This window comes from Variovorax paradoxus, assembly GCF_902712855.1.
Lineage (GTDB): Bacteria > Pseudomonadota > Gammaproteobacteria > Burkholderiales > Burkholderiaceae_C > Variovorax > Variovorax paradoxus_Q.
In genome coordinates, this window is sequence record NZ_LR743507.1 from 3,953,445 (window position 1) to 3,970,969 (window position 17,525).

At 66.5% G+C, this 17,525-nt stretch carries 16 protein-coding genes; 2 read left to right on the forward strand and 14 right to left on the reverse strand.

All coding sequences use genetic code 11. From position 1 onward, the window contains the following. Position 1: 1 nt before the first annotated feature. The 8 genes from ispG to AACL56_RS18430 all read right to left on the reverse strand — a co-directional run bounded on the left by ispG (position 2) and on the right by AACL56_RS18430 (position 8,762). Positions 2–1,282, reverse strand: a complete 1,281-nt coding sequence (gene ispG, locus AACL56_RS18395) for a flavodoxin-dependent (E)-4-hydroxy-3-methylbut-2-enyl-diphosphate synthase (RefSeq protein WP_339091255.1) — start codon at positions 1,280–1,282, stop codon at positions 2–4. Next, positions 1,282–2,262 (reverse strand): helix-turn-helix domain-containing protein, encoded by a 981-nt coding sequence (locus AACL56_RS18400; protein WP_339091256.1) that lies wholly within the window; start codon positions 2,260–2,262, stop codon positions 1,282–1,284. The genes ispG and AACL56_RS18400 overlap by 1 nt, the downstream gene beginning before the upstream one ends. Next, entirely contained in the window at positions 2,255–3,109 is an 855-nt protein-coding gene (pilW, locus tag AACL56_RS18405; RefSeq protein WP_339091257.1) for a type IV pilus biogenesis/stability protein PilW, read from the reverse strand. Before pilW ends, AACL56_RS18400 begins: the two co-directional genes overlap by 8 nt. Before the next feature lie 4 nt (positions 3,110–3,113). Next, positions 3,114–4,262, reverse strand: a complete 1,149-nt coding sequence (rlmN, locus tag AACL56_RS18410; RefSeq protein WP_339091258.1) for a 23S rRNA (adenine(2503)-C(2))-methyltransferase RlmN — start codon at positions 4,260–4,262, stop codon at positions 3,114–3,116. Between the two features lie 21 nt (positions 4,263–4,283). Next, the gene (gene ndk, locus AACL56_RS18415; RefSeq protein WP_108134098.1) at positions 4,284–4,709 is read right to left on the reverse strand and encodes a nucleoside-diphosphate kinase; all 426 of its coding nucleotides are present in this window, start codon (positions 4,707–4,709) and stop codon (positions 4,284–4,286) included. 152 nt (positions 4,710–4,861) lie between these two features. Next, on the reverse strand, positions 4,862–6,691 hold the full coding sequence (locus AACL56_RS18420) for a pseudouridine synthase (RefSeq protein ID WP_339091259.1): 1,830 nt from the start codon (positions 6,689–6,691) through the stop codon (positions 4,862–4,864). Continuing rightward, entirely contained in the window at positions 6,688–7,611 is a 924-nt protein-coding gene (gene scpB, locus AACL56_RS18425; protein WP_339091260.1) for an SMC-Scp complex subunit ScpB, read from the reverse strand. The genes AACL56_RS18420 and scpB overlap by 4 nt, the downstream gene beginning before the upstream one ends. A gap of 128 nt (positions 7,612–7,739) precedes the next feature. After that, positions 7,740–8,762 carry an RluA family pseudouridine synthase gene (locus AACL56_RS18430; protein WP_425337067.1) on the reverse strand — a complete coding sequence of 341 codons (1,023 nt, stop codon included), beginning with the start codon at positions 8,760–8,762 and terminating at the stop codon, positions 7,740–7,742. 35 nt (positions 8,763–8,797) lie between these two features. Here AACL56_RS18430 and AACL56_RS18435 point away from each other — a divergent pair, with 35 nt between their 5' ends. Beyond that, the gene (locus tag AACL56_RS18435; RefSeq protein WP_339091262.1) at positions 8,798–9,604 is read left to right on the forward strand and encodes an outer membrane protein assembly factor BamD; all 807 of its coding nucleotides are present in this window, start codon (positions 8,798–8,800) and stop codon (positions 9,602–9,604) included. A gap of 30 nt (positions 9,605–9,634) precedes the next feature. On the opposite strand, the gene AACL56_RS18440 is transcribed toward AACL56_RS18435, so the two are convergent. Continuing rightward, positions 9,635–11,722, reverse strand: coding sequence for an ATP-dependent DNA helicase (locus AACL56_RS18440; protein WP_339092894.1), 2,088 nt, complete (start codon positions 11,720–11,722; stop codon positions 9,635–9,637). Beyond that, positions 11,719–11,922 (reverse strand): YdcH family protein, encoded by a 204-nt coding sequence (locus AACL56_RS18445; RefSeq protein WP_339091263.1) that lies wholly within the window; start codon positions 11,920–11,922, stop codon positions 11,719–11,721. Before AACL56_RS18445 ends, AACL56_RS18440 begins: the two co-directional genes overlap by 4 nt. A gap of 107 nt (positions 11,923–12,029) precedes the next feature. Here AACL56_RS18445 and AACL56_RS18450 point away from each other — a divergent pair, with 107 nt between their 5' ends. Then, positions 12,030–12,815, forward strand: a complete 786-nt coding sequence (locus AACL56_RS18450; RefSeq protein ID WP_339091264.1) for a PP2C family protein-serine/threonine phosphatase — start codon at positions 12,030–12,032, stop codon at positions 12,813–12,815. A gap of 31 nt (positions 12,816–12,846) precedes the next feature. On the opposite strand, the gene AACL56_RS18455 is transcribed toward AACL56_RS18450, so the two are convergent. The 4 genes from AACL56_RS18455 to odhB all read right to left on the reverse strand — a co-directional run bounded on the left by AACL56_RS18455 (position 12,847) and on the right by odhB (position 17,480). Beyond that, entirely contained in the window at positions 12,847–13,515 is a 669-nt protein-coding gene (locus AACL56_RS18455) for a hypothetical protein (RefSeq protein WP_339091265.1), read from the reverse strand. Then, positions 13,512–14,612 carry a cell division protein ZapE gene (gene zapE / locus AACL56_RS18460; RefSeq protein ID WP_339091266.1) on the reverse strand — a complete coding sequence of 367 codons (1,101 nt, stop codon included), beginning with the start codon at positions 14,610–14,612 and terminating at the stop codon, positions 13,512–13,514. The genes AACL56_RS18455 and zapE overlap by 4 nt, the downstream gene beginning before the upstream one ends. Positions 14,613–14,625: 13 nt before the next feature. Then, entirely contained in the window at positions 14,626–16,053 is a 1,428-nt protein-coding gene (gene lpdA / locus AACL56_RS18465; RefSeq protein ID WP_339091267.1) for a dihydrolipoyl dehydrogenase, read from the reverse strand. Positions 16,054–16,208: 155 nt separating this feature from the next. Continuing rightward, the gene (gene odhB, locus AACL56_RS18470) at positions 16,209–17,480 is read right to left on the reverse strand and encodes a 2-oxoglutarate dehydrogenase complex dihydrolipoyllysine-residue succinyltransferase (protein WP_339091268.1); all 1,272 of its coding nucleotides are present in this window, start codon (positions 17,478–17,480) and stop codon (positions 16,209–16,211) included. Positions 17,481–17,525: the final 45 nt, after the last annotated feature.

Consider the following 17,525-nt stretch of genomic DNA (forward strand, 5'->3'; position numbering starts at 1 on the left):
ATCAGGCCGCGACAGCGTGTTCGCCGCCGAAGCGCTTTTCGATGTAGGTTTCGACGAGCTGGTGGAACTCGTTGGCGATATTGTCGCCGCGCAGCGTGAGCGCCTTTTCACCGTCGATGAAGACCGGCGCGGCAGGTGCCTCGCCGTTGCCGGGCAGGCTGATGCCGATGTCGGCGTGCTTGCTCTCGCCGGGACCGTTGACGATGCAGCCCATGACCGCGACCTTGAGCGTTTCGACGCCGGGATACTTCTTGCGCCAGACCGGCATCTGCATGCGCAGGTAGTCGTCGATCTGCTTGGCCAGTTCCTGGAACGTGGTGCTGGTGGTGCGCCCGCATCCGGGACAGGCGGTGACGCTCGGCACGAACACGCGCAGGCCCAGCGCCTGCAGGATCTCGGAAGCGATCACCACCTCCTGCGTGCGCGACTCGCCCGGCTGCGGCGTGAGCGACACGCGAATGGTGTCGCCGATGCCCTCCTGCAGCAGGATCGACAGCGCCGTGGCCGATGCCACCGTGCCCTTGGTGCCCATGCCGGCCTCGGTGAGGCCGAGATGCAGCGCGTAGTCGCAGCGGCGAGCCAGTTCGCGGTAGACCGAAATCAGGTCCTGCACGCCGCTTACCTTGCACGAAAGGATGATCTGGTTGCCATCCATGCCCATCGACTCGGCCAGCCTGGCGGATTCGATGGCCGAGGTGATGAGCGCCTCGTACATCACCTGCTTGGCGTCCCAGGGCTGGGCGCGGCCGCTGTTGACGTCCATCAGGCTGGCGAGCAGTTCCTGGTCGAGGCTGCCCCAGTTCACGCCGATGCGCACCGGCTTGTTCCAGCGCATCGCCGCGTCGATCATCTGGCCGAACTGCTTGTCCTTCTTGTCGCCCTTGCCCACGTTGCCGGGGTTGATGCGGTACTTGCTCAGCGCTTCCGCGCAAGCCGGGTAGTCGGTCAGCAGCCGGTGGCCGTTGTAGTGGAAATCGCCGACCAGCGGCACGTCGATGCCCATGCGATCGAGCTGCTCGCGGATGTACGGCACCTGCGCCGCCGCTTCCGGCGTATTGACCGTGATGCGGACCATCTCGGAGCCCGCAACGGCCAGCTCCTTCACCTGGATGGCCGTGCCGATGGCATCGACCGTATCGGTGTTGGTCATCGACTGCACGCGCACCGGTGCGTCGCCACCGACCGTGACCACGCGCGGGCCCCAGACCACGCGGGCCTGGCGCGAGCGTCGCGCCTTGGGCGCGGCCGATTCGATGGGCACGGGAAGGCTGTCGTCCGTCATCACTTCACCTCGAAACGCGCCACGCCGCCACCCTTGGTGACAGGCTTCAGATCGAAAGGTTGTCCGCGAACCTGCACGTCGACGCTGGACGCACGGCCCACCACGACCGACAACGGCAGCGTACCCGACAGGCCGACCGTTTCGCCGGCCTTCAGGCTGCGGCGTAGCAGTTGCTTGCCGCCGGCTTCCGTCACGGTGATCCAGCATTCCTCGCGTGCAACGAAGACGAGTTGCTGGCTGCCTCCAGCGACTGGAGCCACCGGCGCGGAAGCCGCTGCCAATGGGGCCGCAGCAGTGGCAGCGGCGCCGCCGGGTATGGCGGATGCCATGGGTGCAGCCGGAGCATTCGTGCTCACAGGACCGCTCGGCGCCACGATCTGCGCGGGAACGGTTTCGGCCACGACGCCGGAAGAGCTCGACGGGGCGCTTGCCGCAGGGTCGTTGGCGGCCGAGCCGGCGTCGGCGCTGCTGCGAGCCGTCAGGCGTGACACCGAGGCGCCGATCTGGTCGAACACCGACTGCGGAAGCCAGAAGAGCGCGCCGGCCCCCACCAGCAACAGGAGGACCACGGTGAGCAACGTACGCGAAGGCAGGCCGCTCGACCGGCTGCTGCTGCCGCTCCAGCGCGGCGTGCCCGAGGAGATGTTTGTCTTGAGCGTGCGGTCGGCCTCCGCAAGCGACACCTTCTGTGTCGTGGGCAGCTTGGCCAGCACCGGCGCCGGATCGATGCGCAGTGCGCGGCACACGCTGCTGGCCAATGCGCGCGCAAAGACCGGATCGGGCAGCGAGGCGATGTCGTCCGCCTCGAGCGCAAGCAACTTCTGCGGCGGCACCTTCAACGCGGCCGCCACCATCTCGATGTGCAATCCGTGGGCTTCGCGCGCCTCGCGAAGCAGGTCGCCGGCCGTCTTGTGCGTGATGTCGCCTTCCTCTAGCGGCTGTGCCACGGAAGTGCCGAACTCCGAAACCCGATCAATCATTGAAATTCCCGCGCTCGTACGCTGATGCCTCCCGCGATTGGGGGAAACGTCGTTGCAACTGGCCTCCCAACTGCGCAGCGGCCTCGCGGTTGTTGAGCTTTCGTTCGATCCTGATGCCGAGCCAGAGCGTTTCGGCACTGGCTGCGGAACTGTTGTTGACGCGGCGAATGTAGAACTGCGCACGCGACCACTCTTCGCGTTGGGCGAGCACCGATGCGAGATTGAAGCCGACCACCGGATTGCCGGCGTCGATCTCGTACGCCTGCATGAGGCTGCGCTCGGCCTCGACGCGCTGGCCCGCCTTGAGCTGGCACACGCCTTGGGTCATGAGCGTCTTGGCGCGGTCGGCATAGCTCGGCACGGCGAGCGCTTCGTTGAACTGCGTGGCAGCGTCGCCAAAGCGGTTCTGCTGGCACAGCAGCCAGCCGTAGTTGTGGCGCGCATTGGCGTCGCGCGGATTGATGGCGATGGCGCGACGGAAACTGTCTTCCGCAAGGCCGGCGTCGTCCAGTCGCATGTAGACCAGGCCACGCAGGTTGTAAGCATCGGCATTGTTCGGATCAGCGGCCAGCGCCTGCTTGATCTCGTCGAGCGCGACCGTCGTCTGCCCTTGCTCGAAGTAGCCGGACGCGAGCTCCATGCGAAGGCGAGCGCGGCGCTGCCGCGAACTCTCGTCCGATTCGGTCACGATCTCGTTACCCTTGCTCGAACTGCTGTCGGCCAAGGAGGTTGTGGTGGTCCGCGTGTTCACGCAGCCCGAGAGCAGTAACGCCACGGCGACGCCGGCAAGGCCCACGGCAAGCAGCCGCTGCGCATTCACGGTCGTCATCGGAAAGGCCATGCTCATTCTGTCAATGCTCCTGGGGTGCGGTCTTGCGAACCGGATGCAAAACGATGGGTCGCTCTGCAGCGCGGCGCTGGGCCATGCGCTCGGCCGCACGGGTGCGGTCCTTGACGTCGCCGGCGAGTTGTCCGCATGCGGCGTCGATATCGTCACCGCGCGTCTTGCGCACGGTGGTCACGATCCCGGCTTCGCTCAGCATCTTTGCGAATGCCAGCACGCGAGGCTGCGGCGAACGCAGAAGGCCCGACGCCGGGAACGGGTTGAAAGGAATCAGGTTGAACTTGCACGACACGTCGTGCGTGCGCACCAGCTCGATCAGTTGGCGGGCATGCTCGGGCTGGTCGTTGACGCCATCGAGCATGCAGTACTCGAAGGTGATGAAGTCGCGCGGCGCATGCACGAGGTAGCGCTTGCAAGCCTCGAGCAGTTCTGCAATCGGGTACTTGCGATTCAGCGGCACGAGGTCGTCGCGCAGCGCGTCGTTGGGCGCATGCAGCGAAACGGCCATGGCCACTGCGCAATCGGCGCCCAGGCGATCGATCATCGGCACCACGCCGGAGGTCGACACCGTCACGCGACGGCGCGACAGCCCGTAGGCGTTGTCGTCGAGCATGGTCCGCAGCGCAGGCACGAGCGCCGAGTAGTTCTGCAGCGGCTCGCCCATGCCCATCATCACCACGTTGGAGATGACGCGTTCGTCGCGGCGGAGGTGCTTGCGCAGGAAATGCTCGGCAAACCACAACTGGGCGACGATCTCGCCCGTGCTGAGATTGCGGCTGAAGCCCTGGTGCCCCGTGGAGCAGAAGCGGCAACCGACCGCACAGCCGGCCTGGGACGACACGCAAAGCGTGCCGCGGTCGTCCTCGGGAATGAATACGGCTTCGACGGCGTTGCCGTCGCCGACGTCGAACAGCCACTTGATCGTGCCGTCCTTGGATTCGTGCTGCGTGAGGACCGGCAGGGCCTCCACGCGCGCGGTGGTCGCTAGCTTTTCTCGCAATGACTTCGCCAGATCGGTCATCTGGGTGAAGTCACTCGCGCCACGCTGGTGGATCCAGCGGAACAGCTGCGTGGCGCGGAATTTCTTCTCGCCGAGTTTTTCGCAGAACGCAGCCAACCCCTCGAGATCGAAATCGAGCAGATTGGCCGTGGTCATGGAATCGGTCGAGATACGACTTCAGCGTGCGTAGACGTTGAGGCCGGCGAAGAAGAAGGCGACTTCGTTCGCTGCGGTTTCGGGAGCGTCCGAACCGTGAACGGCGTTGGCGTCGATGCTGTCGGCGAAGTCGGCGCGGATGGTGCCGGCGGCTGCCTTCTTGGGATCGGTGGCGCCCATCAGGTCACGGTTCTTGGCGATGGCGTTGTCGCCCTCGAGCACTTGCACGAACACGGGGCCCGAGATCATGAACTCGACGAGGTCCTTGAAGAAGGGGCGTTCCTTGTGCACGGCGTAGAACTGTTCGGCTTCGTTGCGCGACAGGTGCACCAGCTTGGCGGCGACGATCTTGAGGCCGGCAGCTTCGAAACGGGAAACGATCTTGCCGATCACGTTCTTGGCAACTGCGTCGGGCTTGATGATGGAAAGGGTACGTTCGATGGCCATTGAAATGCTTCCTGGAGCTTTGATTTTGAAGTGTTTTGTCACAACTGCAACAGGTCCGTTGCGTCACGTGTCGACAAAGCCTCTGATTTTAACCGGCGTGACCTGGCGGATTGGTGAAAACCCCGCAAAGGCCGCGCCACGTCGGCAGGCTTTCAGCGACCGCGGCGGCGTCCGCCGCCTTGCCCGCCCTGGCCTCCGCCACCGAATCCACCGCCGCCTCCGCGGCGGCCCTGGCCGCTCCGCTGCTCCTTTCGCTGGCGCGAGAAGCTGTCGGCGCCGATGTAGCCCAACGAGGTCTTCATCGGGTCGGGCTGGTTGGATGCGCTCGGCTGGCGGTCATCGCCTTGCCGGCTTCCGCCTTGACGATTGCCGCCGCCCGCATTGCCGCGGCGGCCCTGGCCCTGCGGCGGGCCACCGTTGCCGCCGCCGCGATTGCCGCGCCCACCCCGCTCACCCCGCTCACCGCGCGGAGGACGACCGTCGCCCAGCGGATTCGGGATCGGCGCCTCGCGGCTTCCGTCGTCGCGCATGTCGCGCTGCTGCGGCTGGCCGCCCGCCGCGTTGCGGTTGCCGCGGCGCTTCTTGTTGCGCCCATTGCGGCCGTTGCCGCCGCCCTCCTGTCCCGGACCGCGCTGCTGAGGACCAGGGCGGCCCACGGCACCACCCGAAGCCTGGAACAGCGCACGGATGTCGCGCTCGTCGAGCTCCATCCACGCGCCGCGCTTCAGGCCGCGCGGCAGCACCATCGCACCGTAGCGGATACGGATCAGCCGGCTGACCGCGTGGCCTACCGACTCGAACAGGCGGCGCACCTCGCGATTGCGGCCTTCTGAAATGGTCACGCGGTACCAGCAGTTGGAACCTTCGCCGCCGCCGTCCTCGATGGTGCCGAACTGCGCCATTCCGTCGTCGAGGCGCACGCCGTCGAGCAGCTTCTGCTTTTCCTCGCTGGTGAGCGCGCCCAGCACGCGCACCGCGTATTCGCGCTCGAGGCCGAAGCGCGGGTGCATGAGCTGGTTGGCCAGGTCGCCGGAGCTGCTGAAAAGCAGCAGGCCTTCGGTGTTTAGGTCGAGGCGGCCGACCGACTGCCACTTGCCCTGCTGCAGCCGCGGCAGCTTTCGGAACACCGTCGGACGGTTCTGCGGGTCGTCGTGGGTGACGACCTCGCCCACGGGCTTGTGGTACGCGATGACGCGCGGCGGCGGGGGCGCAATCCGGTAACGGATCGGCTTGCCATTGATCTTGACCTGATCACCGAACTGGATGCGCTGCCCGATATGAGCCGGCTCGTTGTTGACCGAGATGCGTCCCTGCAGGATCAGCTGCTCCATCTCAAGCCGCGAGCCGAGACCGGCCTGCGCGAGCACCTTGTGCAGCTTGGGCGAATCGGCCTCCGGCAGCAGCACGCGCTTCAGCGGCGGCACCTCGGGGCTTTCTTCGTCGGCATCGAACTGGCCGGAAATGACGTCGGCGAACCGGATCGGCTCGGGCGGCAACGCATTGCGCTGCTCGCGCTCGGCGGCGCGGCGGGCGCGGTCCAGGTCGTCTTCTTCCTCGTCAGGTTCTTCTTCGTCCTCGTCTTCGTCGTCGTCCTCGTCGTTGCGGACAGCCTGCGAGGGCTGCGGAGCCACCACCGGCGCAACGCCTTCCTCGGACTGCGCAATGACGACGGATGCCTGCACCTCGGCAGCGACAGCTGCCGGCTCTCCAGCTGCCGGCGCATCCGAACCTGCCGGCTGCACCTCGGGCGCGGCCACGACCTCGTCCAAGACCACCTTCTTCTTGCGCGGACCGCGCGGCTTCCTGGGCCCCTCGGCTTCCACCGGCACATCCGGCTCCGGCCCGGGTTGCGTCGCAGCATCCGGCGCTACCGATTCAGTAGCAGCACCTACAGCCTTCTTGGGCGCAGCCGCCCTTTTCTTCTTTTTGACTTCGGGCTCGGCAGGCAGCATGGCCGCGTCTTCGGTGTCGGTTGTGCTCATGAGGTTTTTCCGGGGAAAGGAGCGTGAGGATCGGCCTCGTCCGGGGACGGGGCATCGGGTTCCGGCGCCGGGCCAGTAGCCCGCGCGGACTCTGAGTCCGCAGGCTCGGGAGCGGGTTCGGCGACGCCTTCTGTGGTGTGCAGAGCTTCCAGCGCGCTACTGTCTGCGGCAGCACGCTCGGCGAATTGCGCTTGCGCCGCTTCGATGGCCTCGGCCGCCTCCACGGGTTCGGCAACTTCGGCGGTTTCAGTGGCTTCCGGGACGACATCGGCGGCCACTTCCTCGGACCGCAGCGCACCCGGGTCGGCCGACGCATCCTGTGCGGCGGCATCCGAGTCGCCCTCGATCGGCAAGCCCTGCTGCTCGCCCGACGCCTGCTCAAGTGCATCGACCAGTGCAGCCTGCTGCGCCGGCGTCTCGATCAGTGGCAACTGGTCCAGCGAAGCCAGGCCCAGATCGTCGAGGAACTGCCGCGTGGTCGCATAGAGCGCCGGACGGCCCACCGTCTCGCGGTGGCCGATGACCTCGACCCAGCCGCGGTCCTCGAGCTGCTTGAGGATCATCGAATTGATCGTGACGCCGCGAATTTCTTCCATGTCGCCGCGCGTCGCGGGTTGCCGGTACGCGATGATGGCCAGCGTTTCGAGCGCAGCGCGCGTGTAGCGGGGCGGCTTCTCGGGATGCAGGCGGTCGAGGTGGTCGCGCATCTCCGGCCGGCTCTGGAAACGCCAGCCACTGCCGACGCTCACAAGCTCCAGGCCGCGTTGCGCCCAGTCTTCCTGCAATTCAAGCAACAGCACCTTGATGGTGTCCACACCCAGTTCGTCGTCGAACAGCACGCGCATGTCGCGCACCGGCAGCGGCTGGCTCGAACAGATCAAGGCGGTTTCGAGAATGCGCTTGGCATCCGCCGTATTCATGGTTCGCGTTATCCGGGAAAAGGCGCCTCGAGGCGCTTGTTCAGGAGGATGAAAGGAGTAGGCGCTGCAGGCACGCGGCAGATGCAACGCAAGGCCGGTCTCGGGTGACCGGCGCGGCCCTCGGGCCGTCAGGCGCGATTGTAATCCAGCCCCCAGGACTGCAAAGCCTGGATGAGGTCGGCCGGCGGCGCAGAGCGGAACTCCAACGGCGTCTGCGTGACGGGGTGCACGAAGGCGAGCCTGAAGGCATGGAGCGCCTGGCGCGACAGCCCAACGGCCGGCGCGCCACCGTAGAGCGTGTCCCCCACCAGCGGATGGCCGATCGATGCCATGTGCACGCGAATCTGGTGCGTGCGCCCCGTTTCAAGGGTGCAACGCACTGCACAGCCTTCGGCGTTGCTGTCGAGGCGCTCGATCAGGGTGCGCGCCGTCTTGCCAGCGTGGCGCTCCAGGTCGACCACCGCCATGCGCAGCCTGTTGCGCGGATCACGGCCGATGGGCGCGTCAATCTGTCGCGCAACCGCGCCTTCCCAAGGCTTATGGCCGATCGCCAGGTACTGGCGCTTGACGTGGCGCGCAGCGATGAGCGCCACCATGGCATCCATGGCGGCCCGTGTTCGCGCCACCACCATCAGCCCGCTGGTGTCGCGGTCGAGCCGATGCACGATGCCGGCGCGCGGCAGCAGCAAAGCCTTGGGGTCCAACGCCAGCAGGCCATTGAGCAGCGTGCCGCTCCAGTGCCCCGGTGCAGGATGCACCACGAGGCCCGCAGGCTTGTCGATGATGCGCAGATGCTCGTCCTCATGAACGGTGACGATGTCCATCGCCTCGGGACGAAATGCCTGGCTCTGCGGCGTAGGACGCAGTTCGATCCGCCCGGACTGCCCTGCTTTCACCGCAGCCGACACCTTGGTGAGCGTGCGGCCCTGAAGTTCGACCGCTCCGGCTTCGATCAATTGCTGAAGATAGCTTCGGGAAAACTCCGGCACCAGCACGGCCAGCGCGCGGTCCAGCCGCTGGCCATGCTGCGCCGCATCGACGACGAAGGGACGCAACTCACTGGGTTCGACCGGGTCGGCGCCATCTTCGAGCTCGGCCGCCTCCGCCGACTCGGGGACTTCCGCAAGAGAGCCCAAGGGGGCCGTCGATATAATTGAGGGTAACTGTTTCACGAAAGCCGTATGTGATGTTTCGCGCCAAATTATCGGTCCCCACCTGGATCGCGCTCAGCGCGGCAGCTTTGCTGGCAGCCGGCTGCTCCTCGACATCCGTCGACAAGACCGCGAACTGGAGCCCCAACCGCATCTACGCGGAAGCCAAGGACGAGGCCGGTTCCGGCGCCTACGACAAGGCCGTTCCGCTGTACGAGAAGCTCGAAGGCCGTGCCGCCGGCACACCGCTCGCACAGCAGGCCCAGCTCGAAAAGGCCTATGCCCAGTACAAGTCGGGCGAAAAGGCCACGGCGATCGCCACGATCGACCGTTTCATGAAGTTGCATCCCGCGAGCCCGGCGCTCGATTACGCGCTCTACCTCAAGGGCGTGATCAACTTCAACGACGACCTGGGCATGTTCGCCTTCCTCACGCGCCAGGACCTGTCCGAGCGCGACCAGAAGGCGGCCAAGGAATCGTTCGAGTCGTTCAAGGACCTGGTCACGCGCTTCCCCGACTCGCGCTACGCGCCCGATGCCCGCCAGCGCATGAACTACATCGTGAACTCGCTCGCGCAGTATGAAGTTCACGTGGCCCGCTACTACTATTCGCGCGGCGCCTACCTCGCGGCCATCAACCGCGCGCAGATCGCGCTGGCCGACTACCGCGAAGTGCCGGCGCTGGAAGAAGCGCTGTACATCATGGTCAAGTCTTACGACGCCCTCGGCATGAAGGACCTGCGCGACGACGCGCAACGCGTGCTGACCACCAACTACCCGCAAAGCGCATACCTCGCGAACGGCTTCAAGGGCAAGGACGACCCTTGGTGGAAGCTCTGGTAAAGCCCTGTCGCCGCGAGTGACGCGCTTTGCTCAGTCCCTGAGCGCGTCCAGCGCGGCGTCGAAATCCGACTCGTTTTCCAGCCGCCGCATCGGCGGCAGCGCCGCCAGCAATCGGCGGCCGTAGCCCATGGCGACCAGGCGTGTATCGCAAATTGCGAGTACGCCGCTGTCGGTTTCCCGGCGAATCAGGCGCCCTGCCCCCTGCTTGAGGGCGACTGCCGCTTCCGGCAGGGAGTAGTCCGCGAAGGAACTCCTCCCCTGGGCCTCCAGCCGCTGCGAGCGCGCCTCGACCAGCGGATCGTTCGGCGGCGGAAACGGCAGCTTGTCGATCACCACGAACTGCAGCGCATCGCCCGGCGCGTCGAAGCCCTCCCAGAACGAGGCCGACGCCACCAGCACGCACCCGGCACGCCCGGCCGTGGCGCCTTCCCGGAAGCGGTCCATGAGCACGCGCTTGGGCAGTTCGCCCTGCACCAGCACGTCGGGCCGGAACTGCGCATCGAGCAACTCGAACTGCTGCCTGATCGTGTCTCCGATGGTACGCAGCGCGCGCAACGTGGTGGTCAGCACCAGCGTGCGTCCGCCGAGCTCGGTGGCGCCACGCGCCGCCAGCTGCGCCACCCGCTGGCTGTGCGAAGGATCGTTGGGCTTCGGAAAGGCGCGCGGCACGTAGAGGGCGGCCTGCGCGGCGTAGTCGAACGGGCTCTTCACGCGCAGCACTTCCGCGTCATGCAAGCCGCACGGCTCGGTGAACCACCGCAGCGTAGGCTCGTCGCCGAGCGTGGCCGAAGTGAAGACCCAGGCACGGCCCGCGCTTTCCGGCGGAGTCGCCTCCTGCGGCCGATGCCCCTGCCGCTCGCCAAAAGCGTCGAGATCGTCTTCGATCGCATCACCGTCATCCGCGCCGGCGTCGACGATCTTCAGCACGCGCTTGCGCATCGCATCCGCGATGTCCAACGGCGACTCGATCAGCCTCAGTTGCGAGCCTACGTCGACCCAGCGCACCGAGTCCACCTCGCAAGGCAGGGCGAAGCGCGCGGCGCGTTTCGCGAGTTGGCGTGCCCGCTCGTGCAGCCGAACGAAGTCGGGCGAGATCTCGCTGACGGTGGCGAGCCCCTCGGCCGCAGCCTCGAACGAATGCTGCAGGTCGTCCAGCGCACGTTGCCAGGCATCGGCATCGACCCCTTCAGGCGACGGGCCGAGCCAGCGCAGCTTGGCACCCGGCCATTGCTTGCCGACCACCAGACGCAACTCACGCGCAGCGCGTTCAACGCCGCCCACCAGTTGCTGCCAGTCGACCAGCCCGCGCGCATGTTGCAGGCCCGCGCCGAGCATGTCGCGCGCGAAATCGAGCGCCTGGCCACTGCCGAGCTGTGCGCCGAGAAACTGCACACCGGTCTCGTTGAGCTGGTGCGCCTCGTCGAAGACGACCACGCTCACGGTCGGCAGCAGTTCTGCCATGCCGGTCTCGCGCACCGCGAGGTCGGCAAAGAAGAGGTGGTGGTTGATGACGACGATGTCGGCCGCCAGCGCCTCGCGCCGCGCCAGGTTGACGTGGCAGGACTTGAACTGCGGGCACTGGGCCCCCAGGCAGTTGTCGCGCGTGGAGGTGATCAACGGGATCAGCGGCGAGCGTTCGTCGAGCCCGGGCAACTCCGCCAGGTCACCGGTGCGCGTGGCCTTCGACCACTGCTCGATCTTGGCGAGCGTGCGCAGGCTGCCGCGCTCGGGCAGCGACGCATCGTGGCGCGCCATGTCGAGACGGTGCAGGCACAGGTAGCTGCCACGCCCCTTGAGCAGCGCGGTGCGCACCGGCAGCCCGAAAGCCTCGACCAGCCGCGGCAGATCGCGGCCGAACAGCTGGTCCTGCAGCGTCTTGGTGGCAGTGGACAGGAGCACCCGTTCGCCGCTCAGCAAGGCCGGCACGAGGTACGAGAAAGTCTTGCCGACGCCGGTTCCCGCCTCGACCACCAGCACGCCGCCCTGATCGATGGTGCGGGCCACGGCAATGGCCATTTCCGTCTGGCCCGACCGTTCGCGAAACTGCTCGGCAGCGCGCGAAAGCGCTCCGTCCTGCGCGAAGGCGTCGCGCACCTTGTCTTCGAGCGCGCCCATCAGGCGGGTTCTTTCGGGTCGATGTCGTTCTCGAGCCGCGTGATCTGGTCGCGCAACGCGAGGCGGCGCTTTTTCAGGCGGCGCAGCAGCAGCTCGTCTTGCGGCGAGCCTTCGGCCAGCCGGTCGATGGTGGCGTCGAGGTCGGCGTGCTCGATGCGCAACTCGATCAGCTGGCGGGAGAGGGAATGAAGATTGGAGTCCAACGGTGGGGCGCGCACGCTGTGTTTTCGCGTCGCAGGTTCATTCGATAATACGTCCTGAAACGAATCCCCGAGAAGACAGAAACACGCGCTCCAGGCGCACATGCCTCATGACTCAAGGCTTTCGACTTGCCGCGGCCACCGGACTCCACAAGGGAGACCGGCCCTACCAACAGGACCAGGTGCTCATGATGAGCCACCCTCGCGTGCCTGGCTGCGTGCTCGGGCTCGTGGCCGACGGCATGGGTGGCCGCAGCGGCGGGCGTAAGGCATCAGACCAAGTGCTGATGACCGCGCGCCAGCTGTTCACACGCTACCAGCCCGGCCGCGACGACCCCGAAGCCGTGCTGCGGCAGATCCTGGAAGACTCGCACACCGTCATCAAGCTCACTGCCGTCTCCAGCGAGCAGGAGCCGCACAGCACGCTGGCCGCCTTCATCCTGACCCCGAAAGGCGAGTGCGCGTGGATTCACGCCGGCGATTCGCGCATCTACCACTTCCACGACGGCCAATTGGTCACGCGCACGCGCGACCACTCGTACGTGCAGGTGCTGATCGACCGTGGCGAGATCACCGAGGCCGAGGCCAACGTGCATCCCCAAGGCAATATCCTGCTGGGCTGCCTGGGCATGGCGACCACACCGCCGCCGGTCGATCCGTACTACATCCCCAAACTGCAGGCCGGCGACCTGCTGATGGCGTGCAGCGACGGACTCTGGCACTACTTCAGCCCGGGCGAGATGGCGAGCGTGCTCTACTCCCAGCCGCCGCGCGACGCGGTCGAGATCCTGGTGGGCGAGGCGCGCCGTCGCGCCCGCGGCACCGGCGACAACATTTCGATCGCCGTCCTGAAGCTCGACGCGCTTCCGTCCCCAGCCAACCCAGCCAACGGCTGAAACAGCGAAAAGCGCCCACCGGGCTGGTGTTTCAGCGGGCAGGTGCCGACGCTGCCGGCGCGGGCGGCGGCAGCGGCGCACCGCGTGGCTTGTCCCGGTTCGCATTCTGGCGTTCGCGATTGGCCCTGTGCTCATCGGCGCGACGCTGCCTTTCCTGGAAGCGGTTGACGGCGGCGGGCGCGTCGGCCTGGCGCTGGGCGGCCTTGGCTTGCTCGTTCGCGTGGGCCTGCTGCTTCGACTGGAACTGGCGCTCGCGTTCGGCGGCCTCGTTCGCGGTGGCAGCCCGGCTGGCGGCGTGGTCGGCGGCGCGCTGCTCGCGATCCTTCTGGTTCTGCACCGACTGCTGCTGCTTCTCCGGAGCGTCCACGGATCGCTGCGTGGCCGCCTTCTGGTCGAGCTTCTGCAGTTCGGCCGCGCCGCTGCGCTGCCGCTGGATGTCGTTGATCGCGGTTTCCTGCCGCTTGATGTTGTCGGTATCCTTGCGTCGGCGGCTGCGGCTCTCGCGCAGGCAGTCTTCCACCGCGAACTTCTTGTAGCAGGCCGCGCGCTCGTCCACGAATCGCTTCTCGACGACCTCGCGCTCGGCGGACAGCCTGCGCTTTTCCGCGTCGAGGTCGGCATTGCCCGCAGCGGCGTTCGACTGCGCCCACAGCGGAAGGCTGGCCAACGTCATGAGCAGGGCAAGGGCGATTTTTTTCATGTGAGTCGGGTATCGACGATGCGGCGTTCCAGGGCAAGGAATTCGCTCGACTGCATTTCGGTGAGCCGGGAAACCGTGCGCGGAAACTCGTGCGACAGCGGCCCCTCGGTGTACAACGCCTCGGGCGGAACCTCGGCCGACATGATGAGCTTGCAGCGCCGGTCGTACAAGACATCCACCAGCCATGTGAAACGGCGTGCTTCCGAAGCCATGCGCACCGGCATGTGCGGCACGTCGGACAGCAGCACCGTATGGAACTGGCTGGCGATCTCGAGGTAGTCGTTCTGCGAACGCGGGCCGCCGCACAGTGTCTTGAAATCGAACCAGACCACGCCGCCGGCCTTGCGGCGCGCGCGGATCTCGCGCTGCTCGATGTGCAGGACGGGGTTTTCGTCGGCCGTTTCAGCCAGCTTGTCGAAGGCCTTGCGCATTTCCTTCTCGGCCGAAGCGTCGTTCGGCGTGAGGTACATGCGCAGTTGCTCGAGCGTGCGGCGCCGGTAGTCGGTGCCGTTGTCCACGCTCAGTACTTCGAGCTTCTCGTTCAGAAGCGCGATGGCGGGCAGGATGCGGTCGCGGTGCAGCCCGCCCGGATACAGATCGTCGGGCTTGAAGTTCGAGGTGGTGACGAAACCCACGCCGTTCTCGAACAGCGACACCAGCAACCGATGAAGAATCATCGCGTCGGTGATGTCGGCCACATGGAACTCGTCGAAGCAGATCAGCTTGTAGCGCTTGGAAATGCGCAGGCCGAGTTCGTCGAGCGGATTGACCGTGCCCTGCAGTTCGCGAAGTTCACGGTGTACTTCGCGCATGAACTCGTGGAAGTGCAGGCGCGTCTTGCGCCGCAGCGGCACGGCGTTGAAGAACAGGTCCATCAGGAAGCTCTTGCCCCGCCCGACGCCACCGTACATGTAGACGCCGCGGGGAAGCTCCGGACGGTTGATGAACTTCTTCAGCGCGTTCGAGCGCTGGGACTTGTAGTCGGCCCACTCCCGCGCGCAGCGGTCCAGTGCCTCCACGGCACGCATCTGCGCGGGATCGCTGCGGAACCCGCGCGCAGCGAGTTCCGCCTCATAGGCCTGTTTGACGCCGGTCAAGAGATCGAGAGGATCAGAAGTTCAGCGTGCGCTTGTCCACGGCGAGTGCCGCTTCCTTCGTGGCTTCCGACAGCGACGGGTGCGCGTGGCAGATGCGCGCGATGTCCTCGGCGCTGGCCTTGAACTCCATCGCCACGACGGCTTCGGAGATCAGCTCGCTCACCTGCGGGCCCACCATGTGCACGCCCAGGATCTCGTCGGTCGCGGCGTCGGCCAGGAACTTGACCATGCCGGTCGTGTCACCCAGCGCGCGTGCGCGGCCGTTGGCCAGGAACGGGAAGCTGCCGGCCTTGTAAGCGCGGCCTTCGGCCTTGAGCTGCTGCTCGGTCTGGCCGACCCACGCGATCTCGGGGTGCGTGTAGATCACCCACGGGATCGTGTTGAAGTTGACATGGCCGTGCTGGCCGGCAATGCGCTCGGCCACGGCAACGCCCTCTTCCTCGGCCTTGTGCGCCAGCATCGGGCCACGCACCACATCGCCGATCGCCCAGACGTTGGGCAGGTTGGTCTTGCACTCGCCGTCGACGTTGATCGCACCGCGTTCGTCGAGCGCAAGGCCCACGGCTTCGGGGTTCAAGCCGATGGTGTTGGGCACGCGGCCGATCGACACGATCAGCTTGTCGACGTCGAGCGTCTGCGCTTCGCCCTTGGCGTTGGTCCAGGCGATCGACACGCCCTTCTTGCCCGACTTGATCTCGCCGACCTTCACGCCGAGTTCGATCTTCAGGCCCTGCTTGTCGAAAGCCTTCTTGGCTTCCTTGGCGATCTGCTCGTCCACCGCGCCCAGGAAGGTCGGCAGTGCTTCCAGCACCGTGACTTCCGAACCGAGGCGGCGCCACACCGAACCCATTTCGAGGCCGATGACGCCCGAGCCGATCAGCGCGAGCTTCTTGGGCACCGCGCCCATGCGCAGCGCGCCGTCGTTCGACAGGATGTTCTCTTCATCGAATGCCGCCCCCGGCAGCGCGCGGGCATTGGAGCCCGTGGCCACGATGATGTGCTTGCCGACGATGGTTTCCTCGGCGGCGCCAGCCACTTTGATCTCGTAGCCGCCTTCGGCAGCCTTCACGAACGAGCCGCGGCCGTGGAACGACGAAATCTTGTTCTTCTTGAACAGGTAGGTGATGCCGTCGTTGTTCTGCTTCACGACCTGGTCCTTGCGGGCCAGCATCTTGGCGATGTCGAGCGACAGGCCCGACACGTTGATGCCGTGGTCCGCGAAGCCGTGGCCGGCGTGCTCGAAATGCTCCGACGATTGCAGCAGCGCCTTCGAGGGGATGCAGCCGACGTTGGTGCAGGTGCCGCCGAGGGCCGGCCCGCCCTTGGCGTTCTTCCACTCGTCGATGCAGGCCACGTTGAAGCCGAGCTGCGCGGCGCGAATGGCGGCGATGTAGCCGCCGGGGCCGCCGCCGATGACGATGACGTCGAATTGTTTGCTCATGAGGTTTCCGTTTCAGTTGGCGCGCGCGCCACTGGATGGGCGTCCTTCGCGGACACCGCGGAACCGGCTTTGCCGGGCCGCAGGTGTCGCCCCCTCGAAGGGGGTTGGCGAAGCGACACGAAGTGCGCGCAGCCTGGGGGTGGATCAGATGCCGGTCAGATGTCGAACAGCAGGCGCGACGGGTCTTCCAGCGCTTCCTTCATGGCGACCAGGCCCAGCACGGCTTCGCGGCCGTCGATGATGCGGTGGTCGTAGCTCATGGCCAGGTAGTTCATCGGACGGATCACGATCTGGCCGTTTTCCACCACGGCGCGGTCCTTGGTGGCGTGCACGCCCAGGATGGCCGACTGGGGCGGGTTGATGATCGGGGTCGAGAGCATCGAGCCGAAGGTGCCGCCGTTGGAGATGGAGAACGTGCCGCCGGTCATTTCCTCGATGCCCAGCTTGCCGTCCTGTGCCTTCTTGCCGAACTCGGCAATCTTCTTCTCGATGTCGGCGAAGCTCATCTGGTCGGCATTGCGCAGGATGGGCACTACCAGGCCGCGCGGCGAACCGACGGCGATACCGATGTCGAAGTAGCCGTGGTACAGGATGTCGTTGCCGTCGACCGAGGCGTTGATCACCGGGTACTTCTTCAGTGCGTGCACGGCGGCCTTCACGAAGAAGGACATGAAGCCGAGCTTGACGCCGTGTTCCTTGGTGAAGCTGTCCTGGAAGCGCTTGCGCAGTTCCATGACGGGCGCCATGTTCACTTCGTTGAAGGTCGTGAGGATGGCGTTGGTCGACTGCGACTGGATCAGGCGCTCGGCGATGCGGGCGCGCAGGCGGCTCATCGGCACGCGCTGTTCCGGACGCTCGCCCAGGTCGGGCGCGCCGGCCGGTGCGCTCACTTGCGGCAGCGCGGGCTTGGCAGCCGGCGTGGCAACGGTGGCAGCCGCAGCGGGCTTCGCGCCCGAAGCGACCGCGCCGAGCACGTCGCCCTTGGTGACACGGCCGTCCTTGCCGGTGCCGGCCACGTCGCCGGTCTTCAGGTTGTTGTCGGCCAGCAGCTTGGCGGCAGCGGGCATGGCCACGTCGGCCTTCGAGCCGCCGGCGGCGGCCGCAGCCGCAGCCGCCGGAGCAGGTGCTGCTGCGGGAGCCGCTGCAGCGGCGGGCGCCGCGGCGGGAGCAGCCGCGCCTGCCTTGCCTTCGGTGTCGATCTTGGCGATCAGCTGGTCGGCAACCACCGTGGCGCCGTCGGGCTGCACGATTTCGGCGAGCACGCCGGCCGAGGGAGCGGGCACTTCGAGCACGACCTTGTCGGTCTCGATCTCGATCAGGATTTCATCGACGGCGACGGCTTCGCCGGCCTTCTTCTTCCAGGTGAGCATGGTGGCTTCGGCCACCGATTCGGAAAGCTGGGGGACTTTGACTTCTACGATAGACATTTGGAGTGAGCTCCGTTTTGTTCTTGAGGGTGTTCGTGTGAAAGG